A 20,845-nucleotide genomic window follows, 5' to 3' on the forward strand; every position below is an offset into this window, starting at 1 on the left:
TTTTATCACTTGCGTAGTAAAGTGATAGTAAGATTCACGATAGGAAGTGATCAAACATGCGTGATAATACGATAGGATCATTAATATGGTTACGTTTAATACGATTTACGAACCAAAGTAATCAAATGTCAAATGAGTTTTTAAAACGTTTTGATTTAACGACAGCTCAATTTGATGTGCTTTTGCAAATACGTACGTATCAACCACTAACACAAATGGAGTTAGCTGAAAAGGTAACTGTTACACAAGGTGGCATTTCTCGAATGTTAACTCGTCTTGAAAAAGAAGGATATATTGTACGAAAACAAGATTGGAAAACGAAAACAATTAGTCTTACAGAGCAAGGGGAATCGGCCTTAGAGAAAGCATTGCCAGAGCAACTTGCATTTCAATCTTCGTTTTTTGATGATGTATTAAATGAAGAAGAGCAGAAAATATTATACGAGCTAATGACGAAAGTTCATAAGCATAGTGAAAAAAAAGAATTACCGCAAGAGTAATTTTTTTTACACTATCAATTGACTAATCAAGTGAAGGTATAGGTAATACGGAGATATACTTGACTTACCAACGTTTTTAGAAAAAAACTAATACTACTTTATTAAAGAGGAGAGTAACTATGGAAAAATACCGTATAGATATAAGAAAAGGAATTGAGTTTGGATTATATTCAATTGGTGATCATGTTTTAAATCCACATAATGGGGAGAAAATTACGCCAGAAAAAAGAATTCACGAACTAATTGAAACAGCTAAGTTAGCAGATGAGGCAGGGCTTGATGTGTTTGCTGTCGGCGAAAGTCATCAAACGCATTTTACAACACAAGCTCATACAGTTATTTTAGGAGCTATTGCACAAGCTACGAAAAATATAAAAATTGCAAGTTCCGCAACGATATTAAGTACATCTGACCCAGTTCGAGTATATGAGGATTTCGCTACCATTGACTTGATTTCTAATGGACGTGCAGAAATTGTGGCTGGTCTGTGGATCTCGTATTGGAGGATATAGTTTACTTGGTTATGACGTGAATGATTATGAAGAATTATTTGAAGAGAAGATGGATCTTTTATTAAAAATTAATAACGAGGAACATGTAACATGGAATGGACAGTTCAGAGCACCGCTCGCACATGCATCGGTTATTCCGAGAGCGAAAAATAATAACTTACCAATTTGGCGTGCAGTTGGAGGTCCACCAGCTAGTGCAATTAAAGCGGGACGTGCAGGTGTGCCAATGATGATAACAACACTTGGTGGTCCAGCAATTAACTTTAAAGTGTCAGTAGATGCTTACCGCGAGGCTGCTGTACAAAGTGGATTTGATCCAGCTAGTTTACCAGTTGCGACAACGAGTTTATTTTATACGGCAAAAAATTCACAAGATGCACTTAGTGAATATTACCCTCACATTAATGCTGGTATGCTTACACTGCGCGGTGGTGGGTATCCGAAACAGCAATTTACAAATGCAATAGATTACCGTGATGCTTTAATGGTTGGTAGCCCACAACAAATCATTGAGAAAATGCTTTACCAATATGAATTATTTGGCCAACAACGCTTTATGGCACAAATTGATTTTGGCGGTGTACCATTTGATAAAATTGAGAAAAATATTGAATTAATTGCTACTGAAATTTTACCAGCCGTTAGAAAACATACAGCAAAATAAATAAAAAACTGAGAGTCTAATCGACTTTCAGTTTTTTTTATTTATTCTGGAAAAATGACAAAAAAATGAACTTTTAGTCGAGGAAGAGGGAAGTTATTTTCTATTTTTGAATAACATTATTTCGAGTTTGAATTTTGAAAATACATTTTTCTCTTGACAAAAAACAAGCATTTATCGAGGGTAGTTTCGAGGACATTTTTTCGGGTGAAAGTCAAGTGTATGAAGAGAAAAACGATTGTTTTATAGATATAAAAGTAAGAAGTATATTGAAAAAACACATTTTTCTAATGAGAAAAATCTGATTCAAAAAAATGACAAAAGACATATTTCAGACAAAATGATGTCAATAATACGTCAAAAATAACCTGAATTTACTATGCAGGTATATTATACAATTCGATTAACGAATAAAACACTACAGAAATAGTGAAAAGGTAAAAAATAGCATTACAATAGTTTGAAAAACTGAAACTTCATATTTTTCGACAATACATACAAAATGTTTTTGTCTTTTCGTATTTCTTAATAATTGAGTTTGATAAGATTGCTCAATTAACTTTTATTATAAATACTATGAAGGAAGTGATTTTAGTATGGAAACGCTCGAATTGGCACGAATACAGTTCGCATCAACAACGATTTTCCATTACTTTTTTGTTCCGCTGTCAATTGGTTTAGCTTTTATTATTGCGATCATGCAAACGTTGTATGTGGTAAAAGGGCAAGAAGTATATAAGAAGATGGCAAAGTTTTGGACGCAATTATTCCTTATTAACTTTGCAGTAGGTGTAGTAACAGGTATTTTACAAGAATTCCAGTTTGGTATGAACTGGTCAACGTATTCACGTTTTGTAGGTGATGTATTTGGTCCATCACTTGCGATTGAAGGATTACTGGCATTTTTCATTGAGTCTACATTCCTGGGTTTATGGGTATTCGGTGAGGATAAATTACCGAAGCGAATTCACTTAATGTGTATTTGGCTCCTTTCAATTGGAACGATGTTATCAGCATTCTGGATTTTAACTGCAAGTGCATTTATGCAGTCACCTGTCGGGTATGAAATGGCAGCTGATGGTCGTGCGCAAATGAATGATTTCTTAGCCATTATTCAAAACCCACAACTATGGGTACAATTCCCGCATACAATTACAGCGGCAATTGCAACAGGTGCATTCTTTATTGCTGGTGTAAGTGCATGGAAAATTACAAAAGGACAAGAAACTGTAGTATTTAAAAAATCTTTCCGAATTTCTATCATTGTTGGAACAATTACAACGGCGCTTGTATTATTCTTCGGTCATGCACAAGCGCAACAATTAATTAAGACACATCCAATGAAGATGGCGGCAGCCGAAGCGCTATGGAATACAAGTGAGGATCCAGCACCATTTACAGTATTTTCGAAAATTGATACAGAGAAGAAAGAAAATTCGTTTGAAATTCAAATCCCTTATATGCTAAGTCTATTATCGTATGATAAGTTTAGCGGTCAAGTTGAAGGGATGAATCAAATTCAAAAACAATATGAGGAAAAATATGGACCTGGAGATTATATTCCTCCAGTGCATACAATGTTTTGGAGTTTTAGAGCGATGGTAATGAGTGGAACATTCATGCTTCTTCTAGGAGCTTACGGATGGTTCTTATCAAGAAAAGATCGTTTAGCGGAAAAAACGTGGTATTTAAAATTAATGGTGTATGCAATTTCTCTTCCATTCATCGGTAATACAGTAGGGTGGATTATGACTGAAATGGGTCGTCAACCTTGGGTTGTATTTGGTGTAATGAAAACAGAAGATGCTGTATCACCAAATGTAACATTCGGTGAAGTATTATTCTCACTTATTTCATTCACATCAATGTATTTAATTATGGGTGGAATTTGTGTGTACTTATTTGTTCGTACCATTAAGGGCCACAAGAATAAGAAAACGAAAAAGGATTATCAAAGCCATGATCCATTTGATAAGGAGGAAGAGTATGTTATCTCTTAATGAGTTATGGTTTTTAGTTATTGCAATCTTATTTGTTGGATTCTTTGTACTGGAAGGTTTCGACTTTGGGGTAGGAATGGTTTCGAGGTTTTTAGGAAAGAATGATTTTGAAAAACGAGTTTACTTAAATACAATAGGACCGTTCTGGCACGCGAATGAAGTATGGCTTGTTTGTGCTGGCGGAGCGATGTTTGCAGCATTTCCGCACTGGTATGCAACTTTATTTAGTGGTTTTTATATTCCATTTGTATTTATGCTTCTTGCTTTAATTTTAAGAGGTGTTTCTTTTAAATTTCGCGCGAAAATAGATAATCATAAATGGAAGAGTGCATGGGATTGGGGGATGTTTATTGGAAGTATGTTACCTCCTATCCTTTGGGGAGTTGCGATTGCAAACTTTATGGTAGGTGTACCTATTGATGAGAGTAAAAATGTTGTAGGTGGATTCTTGCAATTACTTCATCCATTTGCGTTACTTGGAGGAGTAATGTTTCTCCTGCTATGTATTGTTCACGGATTACAATTTCTTACGATACGTACAACTGGTAAATTGAGAGAACGTGCACGAATTGCTGCAATAAAAATTGCACCATTTTCATTAATTACACTTCTTGTTTTTGCTGGTGTGGGGTTATGGAAAACCGACATTTTCACTGCTCATGGAACAGAATGGATTATGGTGCCAATCGGAGCTTTTGTAGCACTATTAGTGTCCACTTTATTAAATAAAAGAAGAAGAGATGGTTGGGCTTTCTTTATGACGAGTTTAACAATCATTTTACTAAGTGCGAGTGTATTTATCGGTATGTTCCCACGTGTTATGATTAGCTCTTTAGGAGCAATGAATGATTTGACAATTTACAACGCAGCATCAGGAGCTTATGCATTAAAACTTATGACTTACTTTGCGATTGCTATTTTGCCTTTCGTTATCGGAAGTCAAATATGGAGTTATTATGTATTTAGACAACCTGTTAAGTCAGACAACGATTTGGAGTACTAATGAAAAGAAAAAGAGGACTTCCGTCTTATCCCGGTAGCCGTATTTTATATGTAGCGTTAACGATTATTAGTATTTTAGAAGCTTTTAGTATTATTGCGCAAACAATCTTTTTAGCACGAGCTATTACGTTTTTATTTCATGGAGAGACAGTACAAACAATATTAAGTGAAATTGTTTATTTTGGTATCGCGTTTGCAGCGCGTCACATAGTAGTTCGAACATCACAAATATTAGTGGAACGTTTTGCTGAAAAAACAGGGTCGTTACTAAGAAAACAACTAATAGAGGCATATTTCACATTAGGTCCAAGGTATGTTCAAACTGTTGGAACTGGTCATCTGGTTACCTTATCAATTGAAGGGATTGAGAAATTTAAAACATATATTGAATTAACGATTCCTAAAATGATTAGAAGTAGCATCGTTCCAGGTCTAATTGCACTATACGTTTTTACGCTAGATATTGAGTCTGGAATCATTTTAGTTGTAACGATTCCTATCGTGATCATATTTATGATTCTTCTCGGATTAGCAGCGCAAAAAATGGCAGATAGTCAGTACGAGATATATCGTGTACTTTCGAACCATTTTGTAGATACGTTAAAAGGTTTAGAAACATTAAAGTATTTAGGGAAAAGTGAACAGCACGAAGGAAAGATTGAAAAAGTAAGTAAAAGGTATAGAAAAGCAACGATGCGTACTTTGCGAGTTGCTTTTCTTTCTTCTTTTGCATTAGATTTCTTTACGAGTTTATCAATCGCGTTTGTGGCAGTTGGATTAGGGATACGTTTAATAGATGGAACGATTATACTATTACCAGCCCTTACAATTTTGATTTTAGCTCCGGAATATTTTCTGCCGATTAAACAAGTGGGAGCAAATTATCATGCGACATTAGATGGACAAATTGCGATGGAGCAAATAGAAGAGATTTTGCAACAACAAAAAGGAATACAAAAGAAAGATTTAAACGAAGACATAGTATGGAATGCCTCTAGTAGCTTGAAATTACAAGATATCAAAGTTAATAATACTGAATCTGAAAAGGCTATATTAGAAAGGATTAATTTTACTTGGGAAGGTAACGGTGCTATTGGTGTTATTGGTGAAAGTGGTGCAGGCAAATCGACGTTAATCGACGTATTAGCAGGTTTTTTATCTCCTTCGAGTGGAAAGATGTTAGTAAATGGTCTAGAAGTTGATGGATCTACTCGTGAAGATTGGCAAAAAAATATCGCTTATATTCCGCAGCAACCTTATATTTTTCCGCTTTCATTAAAGGATAACATTCGTTTTTATGAAACAAATGCAACAGATGAAGAAGTTGAAAGAGTTATTAATGAAGTCGGCCTTCGTTCACTCGTTACATCACTTCCAAATGGGATGCACGAAAGAATTGGGGAAGGTGGACGTATGCTAAGTGGCGGACAAGAACAGCGTGTTGCTATGGCGCGTGCGCTTTTAAGTAAAAAACCAATCATTTTATTAGATGAGCCTACGGCACATCTTGATATTGAAACCGAATTTGAAATAAAGCAAGCGATGTTACGTCTATTTAATGGAAAGTTAGTATTTTTAGCAACTCACCGTCTACATTGGATGAAACAAATGGACCATATCCTTATTTTAAATAAAGGGGAAATGAAAGAAAGTGGGACGTATGAAGAACTTTTAGAGAATGAGACATTACATTTTCATAGGGAAGAGAGGGGAGAGAAATGAGTAACTGGGTTAAACCTTATATAAAACAAAATAAAGGTAGAATGACTTTAACTATTTTCCTTGGTCTTCTTGGAGTTAGTTCAGGAGCGATGTTACTTTTTATTTCAGGTTATTTAATCTCAAAATCTGCCCTTAGACCAGAAAATGTAATGGCTGTATATGTTCCTATTGTTGCAACAAGAGCGTTTAGTATAGGGCAAGCTGTGTTTCATTATATAGAGCGCTTAGTCGGACATGATGTCGTACTACGTATATTAGAAAAAATGAGAACGAAGCTATATAGAATAGTAGAACCACAGGCGTTATTTTTCCATTCTCGATTTCAAACGGGTGATATGTTAGGAGTGTTATCCGAAGATATAGAGCATTTGCAAAACCTATATTTACGTACAATATTTCCTAGTATATTAGCGCTAGTTGTTTATAGTATCTTCTTACTTGTTATCGGTGCATTTGACCTTGTGTTTGCACTTATTGTAGGTTGTATGTTAGCTATTATCGTGTTTCTTCTTCCATTTGTATCATTACTTTTGATGAAGAAACACCATGTTACTTTAAAGCAAGGCAGAAGCCGTTTGTATCAAAAACTGACAGATGCTGTTTTTGGATTATCTGATTGGCAAGCAAGTGGTCGTAAAGATGAATTTATTAATGAGTATGTAAAACAAAATGATCAGTTGTTAAAAATCGAAAAGAGAGTGAAACGCTGGTATCATATTCGGGACAGTATCATTCAATTAGTAGTAGGTATTGTAGTTATTTCAATGATTATATGGACTGGGAATGAAGCGGCAAGTGAACAAATTGCTCCTACAGTTATCGCAGCTTTCGTATTAATGACTTTATCTGTAACGAACGCGCTTATTCCTATTGCAGATGCCATCGATCGAATACCGTCGTACGTAGAATCTACCCATCGTCTTAATGGCGTAGAAAGTGATAGTGTTTTACATGATGAAACGGATTTGCATGGAGAGAAAGATTATATTGAACCAAAACATGTAGATATTGAACTGAATCACGTATCGTATAGTTATCCAGATAGTAATGAGATTGTATTAAAAGATGTATCATTACAAATAAAAGCAGGGAAGAAAATTGCTATTTTAGGGAGAAGTGGGACAGGGAAATCTACTTTACTAAAATTGTTAACAGGGGCGTTAAGCCCAGTAAATGGCCAAGTTGTATTGAATGGTGAACGAGCTCATACGAATCTTTTATCTAAATATATTTCTGTATTAAATCAAAAGCCGCATTTGTTTGATACGACAATTGGAAATAATGTACGAATTGGCAAACCAGAGGCGACGGATGAAGAGATATGGAAAGCTTTAGAGAAAGCACAACTAGCTTCACATGTTACTTCTCTTCCAGACGGATTACAAACAAAAATGCATGAAATGGGAAAGCGGTTTTCTGGTGGGGAAAGACAAAGGGTTGCTTTTGCTAGAACTCTTATGCAAGAAACACCCATCATTGTACTTGATGAACCGACTATCGGTTTAGATCCGAAAACAGAATTATCTTTAATTGAAACAATGTTTTCTGCAACGGAAGAAAAGACGGTTATTTGGATTACGCACCATCTTGTAGGAATAGAACATGTAGACGAAGTTATATTCCTTGATCGTGGCCAAATTGTCATGCAAGGTAGTCATAAACAACTTCTGAAAGAAAATGAAAAGTATCGTAAACTTTATGAGTTAGATAAAGGAATATAATTTGAATAAGAAATAATTGTAAAAATAGCTACGCCTAATGGTGAAGCTATTTTTTTGTTAGATTGCAGGTGTATATGATTGTTACGAATTAAAAATGAATTTCATATTATACATATAATGGAGGGATGTGCATGAAGGAGCAATATAAAATCATTGTTTTAAGTGATGAATTATCAGGGGATAGGATTCGAAATACATTAGACAAAAATAAATGTAAAACAATAGTTCATGTTGTAGACGTTTCAAATGTTGTTCGAATAGAAAATTCTTTTCAATATATAGTCATTTGGAGAGTGGACGCAGAAAAACTTACAAATGACTTGATAAATAGGGGCGTGCAAAGTTCAAAAATTATTAATTTAACAAAATACATGTATGAATGGAAGGACAAATTAATTTCTATCTATCAAATAAATCCGGATCTTATGTCTTTATACATTTCTATGAAAAAAGCAAAGAGTGATCCGACGTATGAATTGTTTGCTACCGGTTTGTCTTATCCACATTGTGGCATAAGTACGGAGCTCCTCTCAAAAAAGTCAATAAAATTAACACTTCCATCTCAAGATCTATACTATGATTATTTAATAGCGTCACAACTTCTATCAAACACTCATTCATTTCAATATTGTTTAATAGGAATAGCCTATTTCTCGTTTTTCTTTGATATGTCGTTATCATCTGAATCGTATAGAATTCACAAAGTATATTATCCATTGTTTCAAGATGGTCATCATACTGTAGTTCATTCTCCTCTACCCACTGATGGATTCTTACATCTAAATACTCCGAAACCACTTCTTTCTATTTTTGATTTGCATTTTGAATATATTTTATTAGATGAACTAAAAGATGAATCATTGATACTGCCTTGGATAAATGCTGAATGGAATATCATTCCACTTCACATTCCTTTTGAAGAACACGGGAAAATAAGAGCAGCTTCACATGCTAAATTGGCGTATCCTCATACTTTAGTTGAAAATAAAATGATTTTTAAGAAATATTTAGAATTACTGTTAAAAAACGATATAAAGCCATTAATTGTTGTATTCCCTGTTACTTCACATTATTTCAATTGTAGTAGTAAGAAATTAAAAGAAGATTTTTATAAAGTTATAAATGAGTTTCAAACTCAATATTCTTTTCAAATCATAGATCTATTTGATTCGCCATTATTTTGTGAGGATGATTTTTATGATAGTGATCATATGAATAAAAAAGGTGCAAATAAAATGTCCGCGTTATTAAATATGTTTATTCAGGAACGAAAAGTATGATATTTTGTTTCATGTTTGCATAAAAGTATATAGGCTCCATACAGTTAAAGTAATGTGATTTTTGTGTCGCGTATATAAATAGTATGCGAAGAGGTGAGAGAGTTAAAATGAGAACTCGTATTGAAAGAACTGAAGAGGTGGTAGAGCAACTTCCATTGGTAAGTGTATTAATTCCTACGTATAATCGTCCTCACTACTTTGAAAAGGCTTTATGTAGTGTGTTAGAACAAACGTACCCTAATATAGAAATTATAGTTGGAGATGACAGCACGAATGACGAAACAGAAAAGATGTTACAAAAATATTTATGTAATCATTCAAATATTATTTATATAAAAAACAGATCAACTCTCGGACAGTTTGAAAATGCGTTAATGTTATTTCATGAAGCGAATGGTGAGTATATAAATTTTTTAATGGATGATGATATATTTCATGTGAATAAAATTGAAAAGATGATGAAGTACTTTTTCAATGATCTAGATAATGAAATTAAGCTAGTAACATCTCATCGTCAAGTAATTGATGATAAAGGGAAAGAACTACGACATATTTATTCAACTGTCCGTTTATTTGAAGAGGATACGATTATAGAGGGGACAGAATTAGGAAATAAGGTAATTGTGGAGCAAAAAAATTATATTGGAGAACCGACAACAGTTTTATTTCGTAAAAATGATTTGCAAGAACCGTATGGGATTTTTGATAAGAGGCGGTATTTATGTAACGTAGATATAGCTTCATGGTTATCTTTATTAAGTAAAGGAAAAGCAGTATATATAGCAGAGACACTTAGTTACTTTCGATTACATCCAGATCAACAGTTAAATGAATCTAATAAAATGATGGATGGGTTAGAAGATTTTTCACACAGTATTATAGCAGGAGAACAATATGGTTTCTTATCCACCGAAAAAGAGTTAGACAAAGCGATAACTAATTTTCTAGATTATGCAAGAAGGATAGTTCCATCATCGATATTATATACATTAGACTATTACCAAAAAATTAGAGAGAAGAAAATAAACATAGAAAAGAAAAAACAACATATAAATAATAATTCTTCTTTACCGAAAGTAAGTATACTTATTCCTGCGTACAATAGACCTTATTACTTGGAATTAGCGCTCAACAGTGCTCTGAATCAAACATATGAAAATATAGAAATTATTATTTCTGACGACAGTACAAATCATGAAGTCAATGCTATGATTCAACCGTACTTACGTGAATATGAGTGTATTACATATGTTAAAAATGAAACGCCATTAGTTGCCGAAAACTTTAATAAGTGTGTAGAACTTGCGGATGGGAACTATATAAACTTTTTATTAGATGATGATTTATTTCATCATGAAAAGATCGAGAGAATGATGCAATACTTTTTGACGTTAGAAAATATTTCATTTGTGACGTCATATCGTGAACTGATTGATGAGAATGGAGAGATATTACCACCTTCAACATTAAATATGAAAATCGCGAAAGAAACTACACTTTTTGAAGGAAAAGAATTAGGGAATTATATGTTAAAAAACTTGAAAAATGTAGTTGGTGAGCCGACAACTGTTTTGTTTAATCGGAATTTGTTTGACGGGAAGTTTGGATATTTTAAAGGAAAGGCTTATTCTGCTATTAATGACATTGCAACTTGGCTAGATATGATGAGGAAAGGAAAAGTAGTTTATATACAAGAACCTCTTAGTTATTTTAGACAACATAGTGGACAAAATCAAAAACAAATGCATTTTATTTTAATGACAATTGAAGAGTGGATTGAATTAATTATAGATGCATATAATAGTGGATTTTTAAGTTCCGAAAGTGAGTATAAAGAGAGTTTATCTTATTGTTTAGAAAATGCGGGATTTATAGTTAAGGATGCAGTAAGAAATGGCGAACTAGATCAAATTTATAATGAAAAGATAAAAAAAGGATTAAACAAGTTAGTTGCTCATATGTTCGAGAAAGAATCTTGTTATTGTCAATATTGCAATCAACAATTTGAAAAATTTTCACCTTGGCCAGCACATTATGATTTTCCGAAATATAAATTTGAGATGTGGAATAAAGATACAGGGATATGTCCAGTTTGTAATTCGATGGATCGTGAAAGATTGTATCGTGCGTACATTGAAACGGAAACGGACTTGTTAAATAGAAACTATACAATGCTTCATATTGCACCTGAAGCGAAGTTAAGAGATTGGTTTAACGAGTATAAAAATATTACGTATGTATGTGGTGACTTAGAACCAAAGGATCCATTAATGAAGGAAATTGATGTTACAAGGATTACATATGATAGTAATACTTTTGATGTAATATTATGTAGTCATGTGTTAGAACACGTTCCTAATGATGACAAAGCAATGCGAGAGTTATATAGAGTGTTAAAGCCAAATGGATGGGGAATTATTCAAGTACCAATCGTAATGAATGTAGATTTTATTGTAGAGAATGAATTAATTGTAACACCACAATTGAGGAAACTAGCTTTTGGTCAAGAAGATCATGTGAGAATTTATAATCAATCGGGATTTATTCAACGATTAATGAATGCAGGATTTAAGGTAGAATTATATAACATAGCGGAAAAACAAGGAATGAAAAGTGCTAGGAAATTTGGATTATCTGAAACAGATATGCTCTATATTGTCCGAAAATGATAGAAAGGAATAGATAGATATGGAGAATATTCCTTTTTTACGTGCTTCAACTGTACCTGTAAGTGAGTATTTGGACGAATTGAAGGAAATTGATACATCTCACATATATACGAATTATGGACCTATAAATCAACGTTTTGAGGAAACAATTATGTCGGCGTTTTTTCAAAACAGGGGAGCTGTTACAACAGTAGCAAACGCAACGTTAGGGTTAATGGCGGCTATTCAACTAAAGAAAAGAAGAAAGGGAAAGTATGCTCTCATGCCTAGCTTTACATTCCCTGCGACTGCCTTAGCCGCTATTTGGTGTGGATTGGAACCTTACTTTATTGATATTTCAATAGATGATTGGTATATGGATAAAACGGTACTTTTGGATAAGATAGAAGAATTAAAAGAAGAGGTTGCGATTGTTGTCCCGTACGCCACCTTTGGATCATGGATGAACTTAGAAGAATATGAAGAATTAGAGAAGAAGGGGATTCCGGTTGTCGTAGATGCGGCGCCGGGATTTGGATTAATGAATGGAGGGATGCATTACGGTCAAGATTTTAGTGGAATGATCGTATATAGCTTTCATGCAACAAAGCCGTTCGGAATTGGTGAAGGAGGGCTCATATATAGTAAAAACGAAGAAGATATACAACGTATTAAAAGAATGGGTAATTTCGGATTTGATAAAAATCGTGAATGCACGATGATGGGGTTTAATTGTAAAATGTCTGAATACGCAGCAGCTATTGGGATTGCGACTATAAAAAAGTGGGATCAAAAATTAAAAGAACGCACCCGTATTTCTGAATGGTATAAACAGTTGTTACAAAATACTGGGTTAATGAAAAAAGGGTGGAAAGTCCAAAAGACAGAAGCAGTTATTCACCAATTTATGCCTATCATTTGTCCAGAAGAAGTTCGCAACATACAAGTAATAGAAGAAATGAAAAAACAGAAAATAGAAGCTAGATTATACTTTTCACCATCTTGCCACCAACAAGTTCTTTTTAAAAACTATAAGTCTACAGATTTAACAAAAACGAATAAAATAGCAAAACGAATCGTAAGTTTACCTTTATGGGAAGGAATGACGAAAGAACTAGTAGAGCAAATTGTAATCTGTTTAGAGCAGAAGGTGGTGTCGGTAGATGAATAGTTTTTATAGTCAAGAAGAACTAAAGAAAATTGGATTTTTATCTGTTGGGAAAAATGTATTGGTTAGTAAAAAAGCAAGTATATATAATCCGAGTGCTATATCAGTTGGCAATCATGTAAGAATTGATGATTTTTGCATTTTAAGTGGTAAAATCACAATTGGAAGTTATTCGCACATCTCGGCGTATACAGCGTTATATGGAGGGGAAATTGGGATTGAAATGCATGACTTTGCAAACATTTCAGCTAAAACAATCGTATATGCAGTACTTGATGATTTCAGTGGAAATACATTAATGGGGCCAACCGTCCCGAATCAATATAGGAATGTGAAAGTAGGAAAAGTTATTTTTAAAAAACATGTGATTATTGGTGCTAATTCTATTATTTTTCCAAATGTAACTGTAGGAGAAGGTACGGCAGTCGGCGCGATGAGTATGGTAAAAGAGAGTTTAGATGATTGGTATATTTACGCTGGAGTTCCCGTAAGGAAAGTAAAACCTCGTCAAAAAAAGATGCTAGAGTTGGAAATTGATTTTTTAAAAAGCATTCATTCTTAATAAAAAAGAATGAATGCTTTTTATTTTTATCTCGCTATTTGCCGGGCAGTAAGACTTCACCTCAAAATTCAGCGAAAGCAAAGAAATTAGGTGGGAGCTGATTAAAGTTTCACTTTATGATAGAGCAGAGTGTATCTTAACTTATTATGTTTTAAATTTTGCTGACCAAGGCAATACTGAGCCATAGTGAATGTAAAGTTGGAGGGCGAGCGTATATGTTTGATGAGGATGGGATTGTTTTAATTATGGAACCAGCTGATGAAAGAAACTTGAGGAGATTTATTTTTTCAGTGCCACAGTCAGTGTATGAAAAGAAGGGGATTACATTACACTATGGAGCAGCTATAGGACAAGGATATATGGATATAATTGAAGATATTATAAGCGTACATATAGAAATAGATGTTGTAACAATAATAGGGCATGTAAGAGTATAAATAGCTATTTGAAAAAAGGTTGTAAGCAATTTAGCTAGAAGTTATGATAGAGAAAATTATAGACAATTATAAAGACGAAGGGAGTCTGAAATGAAAATAAAATCAATTTTATTAGTATTTATAGTTTCAATTGGTTTAATGGGATGTTCAATAGTGGAGGAAGGAAAGAACTCTATAGATTATGCTCAAAAGGCGACAGACTATGTAAATGAAATAAGCGCATTTGCAAATGAAGCACCGGCATTAGCAGAGAAAGCTATTAACGATGGGACAGCTCGAAAAGAATTAGAAACGAAGCTGAATGAAATTAAACAAGATATACCAGCTTTCAATGAATTAACGCCACCAGATGTAGCGAAGGATCTTCATCAACAAATTGTTGGATATAATGAAAAGCTAAATTCGTTAATTGATACGTCTATGAAAAAGATAGAGGAAGGAAAAATGGACGTAGAGCAATTTAAAAACTCAGAGCTCATGCAGACGATAGATCAAGTTCGTGATTTGAAAGATAAGGTGCAAAATTTAGGTCAATAACAAAAAGCTCCGTTTGTAACAAACGGAGCTTTTTGTTATTGGATACAATAAACGATTACACCAACGATAATAATCATGTTGCCGATGAGTTTACGTTTCGTTATTTTTTCCCCTAGGAAATACCAACCGAAAATTAATATGATGATATAACTTAAGGATTCTAATGCTGATGCTTGTTTTAATTCCATGCCCTTCATGGCGATTACATTTAATCCAGCATTAAGTACAAATAAAGAGTAACCGATAATAACATAAGGATTCACATATTCTTTTATTCTAGAATCGTATTGTTGTAAAGTAGCTTTTTTTAATAATATTTGTGAGTAATTTGCTAAAATTATCCCGAAAATAAACAATAGCATATAACTATTCATCTTTTGTCACCACCACAATTCCGACGATAATAATAGCTGCACCAAGTAAATGATTCCACTGAATTGTATCTCCAAATAGAAATACTGACCAAAGCATTGACCATAGTATAATAATCCCTCGATGTGAATATGCTTTTGAAATTTCGAAATGTTTAATTACTTGTTGCCATAAAATTGCATATCCGAATAAAAGTATAACTAGTCCGAAATAAGCAACAAAAAATGAGATTGAAGCAATTGGAAATTGAGCTGCCCATTTCATGTAAACCATAATGATAGAATATATCAAAAAAGCTACATGTAAAAATACATAATTTTTAATAGTTGGTTTCATTTATTCACTCTCTTTTACATATAAATATCTATTTATACCTGTTTTTTTAATGATAGATATAGAAATATATTTTGTTTAATCTTTCACATTCCAAATTATATAGTATCATGGCTTTTATTGTAAAACAATAGAAGCCATGCATTCATTTTTTCCAAGATTCTACAATATGTATCGTTTTATTTGTTGCATCCAACTCTACTTGAACACCGAAAGGTATAGTAATCATTGGATGTGTATGACAACAATCGAAGTCAGCTAGAAAAGGAATTTTTTGATTTTGAAGTACTTCCAACAGTATTTCAAAAGGTTTTCGATTTGTACCACAATCATCAAATTGCTCATGTTTTCCAAGAATGATACCTGAAATTTTATCAAATACACCGTTAATTTTAAGGAATGAAAAGCTTCTTTCGATAGTAGCTGCATCTTTTGAACTGTCCTCAATAAAGAGAATATCGCCTTCTTGAATATGTGGCATATAGGGGCTAGCCCAAATTCCTTGTATCGTGTTTAAATTCCCGCCAATAATACGCCCAGTAGCTTTTCCTTCAATTACTGAAATCCAATTGTTTGGTCGAAGTTCTTTCTCCTTCGTCTTTTCTTCCCAATTAATAAATTCATCTGACCAAAATAATGGTTGTTTTATATGATAAGGAAGAGATTGATCATGTAGTAAAGTTTCTGCAAAATATTTGTATGTGCAGTTAACAAAAGGTTCAAATTCGCCAAAGGAAGGGACGAGAGCGGGCCCATAAAATGTAGGGATTCCTGTTTTAGCATAAATTCCTAGTAATAAAGCAGTTGCATCTGAATATCCAATCATTATTTTAGGGTTATTTAGAAAAGCGTCATAATCAATATAAGGTAATATTGAATTTGAATTCATCCCACCAATTGTTGACATAATACAAGAAATATTAGGGTTTCTTATCAAGGCATTTAGTTCATCAGCACGCTCTTGTATACTACCAGAACGATAAAAATCATATCGACCTGTTAATGAACCTTCTAATATACGAAACCCTTTCTGTTGTAAGTAAGATTTTGCTCGTTCAAATCTTTTTGGAGAAGTGTAGGTTACTGGTGAAGAAGGGGAGTAGATCCCAATTGTGTCTCCATATTTTAATGATTTTGGAAGTAGCATTTGTATGAATCCCTTCTATTAAATAGTTTATTTACAAGATTTTATTGTTGAATATTCTTATATTTCAGTATTATAAGTGTAACATAAACAAATTAAAATAATAATTCCTGTATATGAATAAATATACTTTTTACCTTGACTGTATAAAGGAATTGTTGTTAAGGTTAAATGTGAGTGTATAAAAGGTTTGCTAAAGGAGTTTTGAAATGAATCGGTTAAAATGGGGAAGGATGACAGTCCTATTAGTCATTATTTTAGGGATATGTTGGTTCTTATTCCAAGGAAATCAAAAGAGCGTAGCGAATGTAGAAGGACAACCTTTGCAAGTGGCAGAACTACCTAAAGCAGGATTTACTGAAAAAGTAGTCCCGCCAAAGTACATCCCACCAGAAATTAACGCAAAAGCGGCTATGATTATCGATGCGAGTGATGGAGATATTATTTATCAATATAATGAAAATGAAGCTTTTGCACCGGCTAGTATGTCTAAGATGATGACAGCGTATCTCCTACTAGAGAGTATACATAACGGGAAAGTTCGCTGGGAAGATCCAGTTAAAATGAGTGCGAAGGCGGCACAAACAGAGGGAGCGAGAATCCCAGTACAAGTTAATGACACATTAACTGTTAAAGATTTATATCATGCATTAATGATTGAGTCAGCTAATAATTCAGCTGTGGCTTTAGCAGAACATATGGCAAAATCGGAGAAAGATTTCGTTCAGCTTATGGATGCAAAAGCGAAACAGTTAAAAATGTCGGAACATGCTAAATTTGCAAATGCTTCTGGATTACAAGAGCCAGATGGAAGTGAAACAAAAATGACGGCTGCTGATGTAGCACAATTGGCGTATCATCTTATAAAAGATTATCCGGAAATATTAGAAGTGACTCACTTGCGTCAAAGTCAGCTAGCATTTAATAATATTAATGTTATAAGCACAAACGACATGTTAAACAAAAATAATAAAAGTTTATATATAGAAGGAATGGACGGACTAAAAACAGGATTTACAGATAGTGCAGGATATTGTTTTACTGGGACTGCCAAGCAAGGTGATAACAGAATTATTACAGTAGTCATGGGGACATCAAGTAAAACAAAACGTTTTACAGAGACAAATAAGTTAATGTCGTATGCATTTGGATTAGTTAATTAAGTAAGTAAGTAAAATACGAATCTAGATCGCTACATAAGTAAGACTGTTTGTTGTTACTAATTTTAGATAACAACAAACGGTCTTTTTATTTTAACTTTAAAAAGGAAAAAGATTCTAAATACAAGTGTTATCATTTGAGTTTATTTGTTGCTGTGATATTATAAAGTTATAAGCTTATTAATAATAAGTTTGAGGGGCGTAATATGACATATACATATGAAATAGCCTCAATTGAAAATTGGAGGGAATTATGATGGCAAAAGATTTTTACTCAGCAATTGAAGACAGAAGATCTATTTATGCAATTAGTAAAGAGCAAGTAGTTTCTGATGAAAAAATTCAAGAAGTGATTTATCATGCTGTAAAACATACACCTTCAGCTTTTAATTCTCAAAGTGCTCGCGTTGTTGTTTTATTAGGAGAACAACATGATAAATTATGGGATATTACGAAAGAAACATTAAGAAAAATTGTACCTGAAAATAACTTTGCACCTACTGAAGAAAAAATGAATGCATTTAAAAGTGGTTATGGAACGGTTTTATATTTTGAAGACAGTGAAGTTGTGGAAGGCCTTCAAGCAAACTTTGCATTATATAAAGATAATTTCCCAACTTGGTCTCAGCAATCATCAGGAATGTTACAATTTGCAATTTGGACAGCTTTAGAAATTGAAGGGTTTGGTGCTACGTTGCAGCATTACAATCCGCTAATTGATGAAGAAGTGAGAAAAGAGTGGGATGTTCCAGCAAATTGGAAGCTCACTGCGCAAATGCCATTTGGTAAACCGGTAGTACATGCTGGTGAAAAAGAATTCCAACCGTTAGAAAACCGTGTGAAAATTTATAAATAAAATAATTTGATAAAAGGTGAACAGGAATATAACCTGTTCACCTTTTTTATACGTAATAAGGGTTTTTTTGTCCAGCATTTTTCATCTGATTTTTTAATTCATTTTTACGTATTTCAATAGCTGATACTTTTTGTAATGTTATCATTGAAACGAATTGAATAAAAGCATAGTATGGCTCTATATTTTTTTGTATTGGATCATCTATTATATTTCTCACAAATATGCCTCCTCTTTTTATTCCAATAAAATTCCGCATTAATGGGTAGCCCGAGTAGTGAGGGTTAATAATTAGCGGGGGGATAAAACCTTTACTAATTAAAGTTTTATTATGATATATAATACTATGATTATCCTATAAATTCCATTATCGGAAAAGAAAACAGTTGGTATAGTGTGTGTTTTCTGTAAAGGAGAAATGGTTTTTATGAAATAAATCTTACAATTCGTCAAATTATTTCAAAATTGTAGATAGTATAGAAATTTAGTTTTCTAAAAATATTATACTATTGATAAATAGAGTGATTTTTGTCATGATGAAAGTATACTTCATGTAAGGAGCTTTATAAGGAAATACATAATGTGGTTTGTATTAGGTTAATAGAATTTTTTATAGAAGATAGAAAAGCGATGTTTTATATTGAGATATTAAATGAAATGTCGAATTTTCATGCGATATATAAGAAATTTGAAAAAATCATTGCAAAAACACTATAATTAATGATAAAGTTCACATGAAGTTCACACGGATTTCACTTTGTTCATTTAAAATGAACTCTGTGTGAAAAATAAAACTCTTGCTAAAAAATGGAACTGGATGAATATTTTACTTTGATAATATTGTAAAGTATTAAAGTTTTAAGTTTTTTTTAAGAGGATAGTAGGGAAAGGAAGTAAAGACAACTTATGAAAAAAGTAATTGCAGGTTTAGCAGCAGCTTCTGTAGCTGGCGTTGCAGTTCCAGGAATGGATTCTGCTCATGCACAAGTTTCAAATGAAGCGCTAAAAGAAATTAATGGACAAACTCAAACTCAAACGACTGTAACTGAAACAAAAACTGTAGAAACAACTTCTGAATTAAAATACACAGTAACTGCTGATGTATTAAATGTTCGTTCAGGTGCTGGTACAGGACATAACGTTATTTCTAAAGTGAAATCAGGTCAAGTGCTACAAGTAGTTGGACAAGAAAACGGTTGGTTCAAAGTAAACGTAAATGGTCAAACAGGTTATGTAAGTGGTGACTTCGTAACGACTGGTGGCAAAACAGGAACGACTGTTCAACAAGGAACAGGTACTTACACAGTAAACGTTTCTTCACTTAACGTACGTACAGGCCCAAGTACATCTCATACAGTATTAGGTTCTGTAAACAAAGGTAAAACAGTACAAGTTGTAGGTGAAGTACAAGATTGGTTTAAAATCAACTTCAATGGTGGAACTGGATACGTAAGCAAAGACTTCGTAACAAAAGGTGGTTCTGCTGTATCTAACGAAACACAACAACCAACTACAAACAACAATACTACAACAGTTCAAACTGGTGGTTCTTATGTTGTTAACACTGGTGCTTTAAAAGTACGTACAGGCCCAGCTACATACAACGCTGTAATCGGTGGAGTAACAAATGGTAAAGTACTAAACGTTACTGGCGCTGAAAATGGTTGGTACAAAATTAACCATAACGGCCGCACGGGTTACGTAAGTGCAGACTTCGTTAAGTTTGTAAAAGGCGGAGTAAACAACGTTACAAATAACAATAACAATAACGTTACAAATAACGTTCAACAACCAGGTAAAGACGTACAAAAACCAACAACAGGTGGAGATACATCTTCAATCGCTGGATTCGCTAGATCTTTAAATGGTTCACCATACAGAAATGCTGGTACAACACCTGCTGGTTTTGACTGCAGTGGATTCATTCACTACGTATTAAATCAAACTGGTCATAAAGGCGCTCGTCAAACAGTTGCTGGATACTGGAGCTCTAAAACAAAAACTAGCAATCCACAACCAGGTGATTTAGTATACTTCCAAAATACTTATAAATCAGGTCCTTCTCACATGGGTGTTTACTTAGGAAACGGTCAGTTCATTAGTGCAGAAACAGATGCAACTGGTGTACGTATTAGTTCTGTAAGTAACTCTTACTGGAGCAAGCACCTATTAGGTTACACAAAAGCATACTAAGAAAAAGTAGTTTTATATACTTTTCGTATAGAGAAAAGGC

Annotated in this window: 18 protein-coding genes and 1 pseudogene; 15 read left to right on the forward strand and 4 right to left on the reverse strand. The window is 33.4% G+C overall.

What is annotated here, in order from left to right; all coding sequences use genetic code 11:
* Positions 1-56: 56 nt before the first annotated feature.
* From BUA87_RS01050 to BUA87_RS01105, 12 genes and pseudogenes are all read left to right on the forward strand, one after another.
* Positions 57-500 (forward strand): MarR family winged helix-turn-helix transcriptional regulator, encoded by a 444-nt coding sequence (locus BUA87_RS01050; protein ID WP_001205528.1) that lies wholly within the window; start codon positions 57-59, stop codon positions 498-500.
* Between the two features lie 119 nt (positions 501-619).
* A pseudogene (locus tag BUA87_RS01055) lies at positions 620-1,676 on the forward strand (LLM class flavin-dependent oxidoreductase).
* A gap of 593 nt (positions 1,677-2,269) precedes the next feature.
* Positions 2,270-3,673: a cytochrome ubiquinol oxidase subunit I gene (gene cydA / locus BUA87_RS01060; protein WP_000448869.1), complete on the forward strand. Its 1,404-nt coding sequence runs from the start codon at positions 2,270-2,272 to the stop codon at positions 3,671-3,673.
* The gene (cydB, locus tag BUA87_RS01065) at positions 3,660-4,676 is read left to right on the forward strand and encodes a cytochrome d ubiquinol oxidase subunit II (RefSeq protein ID WP_000950083.1); all 1,017 of its coding nucleotides are present in this window, start codon (positions 3,660-3,662) and stop codon (positions 4,674-4,676) included. Before cydA ends, cydB begins: the two co-directional genes overlap by 14 nt.
* Positions 4,676-6,397: a thiol reductant ABC exporter subunit CydD gene (gene cydD / locus BUA87_RS01070; protein WP_065228659.1), complete on the forward strand. Its 1,722-nt coding sequence runs from the start codon at positions 4,676-4,678 to the stop codon at positions 6,395-6,397. The genes cydB and cydD overlap by 1 nt, the downstream gene beginning before the upstream one ends.
* On the forward strand, positions 6,394-8,118 hold the full coding sequence (gene cydC / locus BUA87_RS01075; protein ID WP_072938214.1) for a thiol reductant ABC exporter subunit CydC: 1,725 nt from the start codon (positions 6,394-6,396) through the stop codon (positions 8,116-8,118). The genes cydD and cydC overlap by 4 nt, the downstream gene beginning before the upstream one ends.
* A 131-nt stretch (positions 8,119-8,249) precedes the next feature.
* Positions 8,250-9,398, forward strand: coding sequence for a hypothetical protein (locus tag BUA87_RS01080; RefSeq protein ID WP_072938217.1), 1,149 nt, complete (start codon positions 8,250-8,252; stop codon positions 9,396-9,398).
* Between the two features lie 107 nt (positions 9,399-9,505).
* Entirely contained in the window at positions 9,506-12,067 is a 2,562-nt protein-coding gene (locus tag BUA87_RS01085; RefSeq protein WP_071714418.1) for a glycosyltransferase, read from the forward strand.
* 19 nt (positions 12,068-12,086) lie between these two features.
* The gene (locus BUA87_RS01090) at positions 12,087-13,217 is read left to right on the forward strand and encodes a DegT/DnrJ/EryC1/StrS aminotransferase family protein (RefSeq protein WP_071714417.1); all 1,131 of its coding nucleotides are present in this window, start codon (positions 12,087-12,089) and stop codon (positions 13,215-13,217) included.
* Positions 13,210-13,776: an acyltransferase gene (locus BUA87_RS01095; RefSeq protein WP_001084183.1), complete on the forward strand. Its 567-nt coding sequence runs from the start codon at positions 13,210-13,212 to the stop codon at positions 13,774-13,776. The genes BUA87_RS01090 and BUA87_RS01095 overlap by 8 nt, the downstream gene beginning before the upstream one ends.
* 215 nt (positions 13,777-13,991) lie before the next feature.
* Complete coding sequence (locus BUA87_RS01100; RefSeq protein WP_000459105.1) at positions 13,992-14,213, forward strand: hypothetical protein; 222 nt, start codon at positions 13,992-13,994, stop codon at positions 14,211-14,213.
* Between the two features lie 90 nt (positions 14,214-14,303).
* Positions 14,304-14,750 (forward strand): DUF6376 family protein, encoded by a 447-nt coding sequence (locus tag BUA87_RS01105; RefSeq protein ID WP_000695205.1) that lies wholly within the window; start codon positions 14,304-14,306, stop codon positions 14,748-14,750.
* Positions 14,751-14,785: 35 nt separating this feature from the next.
* Here BUA87_RS01105 and BUA87_RS01110 read toward each other — a convergent pair whose 3' ends face one another.
* From BUA87_RS01110 to BUA87_RS01120, 3 genes are all read right to left on the reverse strand, one after another.
* On the reverse strand, positions 14,786-15,124 hold the full coding sequence (locus tag BUA87_RS01110) for an EamA family transporter (RefSeq protein ID WP_001089874.1): 339 nt from the start codon (positions 15,122-15,124) through the stop codon (positions 14,786-14,788).
* The gene (locus tag BUA87_RS01115; RefSeq protein ID WP_000805130.1) at positions 15,117-15,458 is read right to left on the reverse strand and encodes an EamA family transporter; all 342 of its coding nucleotides are present in this window, start codon (positions 15,456-15,458) and stop codon (positions 15,117-15,119) included. The genes BUA87_RS01110 and BUA87_RS01115 overlap by 8 nt, the downstream gene beginning before the upstream one ends.
* Positions 15,459-15,600: 142 nt before the next feature.
* A complete protein-coding gene (locus BUA87_RS01120) occupies positions 15,601-16,602 on the reverse strand; it encodes a S66 family peptidase (RefSeq protein WP_023521717.1) in 1,002 nt (333 codons plus the stop codon).
* Between the two features lie 206 nt (positions 16,603-16,808).
* On the opposite strand from BUA87_RS01120, the gene BUA87_RS01125 reads away from it, so the two are divergent.
* Both BUA87_RS01125 and BUA87_RS01130 read left to right on the forward strand, forming a co-directional pair.
* Positions 16,809-17,762, forward strand: a complete 954-nt coding sequence (locus BUA87_RS01125) for a D-alanyl-D-alanine carboxypeptidase family protein (RefSeq protein ID WP_001080878.1) — start codon at positions 16,809-16,811, stop codon at positions 17,760-17,762.
* Between the two features lie 250 nt (positions 17,763-18,012).
* Positions 18,013-18,615: a nitroreductase family protein gene (locus BUA87_RS01130; RefSeq protein WP_002093949.1), complete on the forward strand. Its 603-nt coding sequence runs from the start codon at positions 18,013-18,015 to the stop codon at positions 18,613-18,615.
* Positions 18,616-18,661: 46 nt separating this feature from the next.
* Here the strand turns inward: BUA87_RS01130 and BUA87_RS01135 are convergent, their stop codons facing one another.
* The gene (locus BUA87_RS01135) at positions 18,662-18,832 is read right to left on the reverse strand and encodes a hypothetical protein (RefSeq protein WP_001244281.1); all 171 of its coding nucleotides are present in this window, start codon (positions 18,830-18,832) and stop codon (positions 18,662-18,664) included.
* 686 nt (positions 18,833-19,518) lie between these two features.
* Between BUA87_RS01135 and entFM the strand changes: the two genes are divergently transcribed.
* Positions 19,519-20,805 (forward strand): enterotoxin EntFM, encoded by a 1,287-nt coding sequence (gene entFM, locus BUA87_RS01140; RefSeq protein ID WP_072938220.1) that lies wholly within the window; start codon positions 19,519-19,521, stop codon positions 20,803-20,805.
* Positions 20,806-20,845 lie beyond the last annotated feature (40 nt).

Origin of the sequence: Bacillus sp. bc15 (assembly GCF_900142585.1) — a bacterium.
GTDB classification, from domain to species: Bacteria; Bacillota; Bacilli; order Bacillales; family Bacillaceae_G; genus Bacillus_A; species Bacillus_A cereus.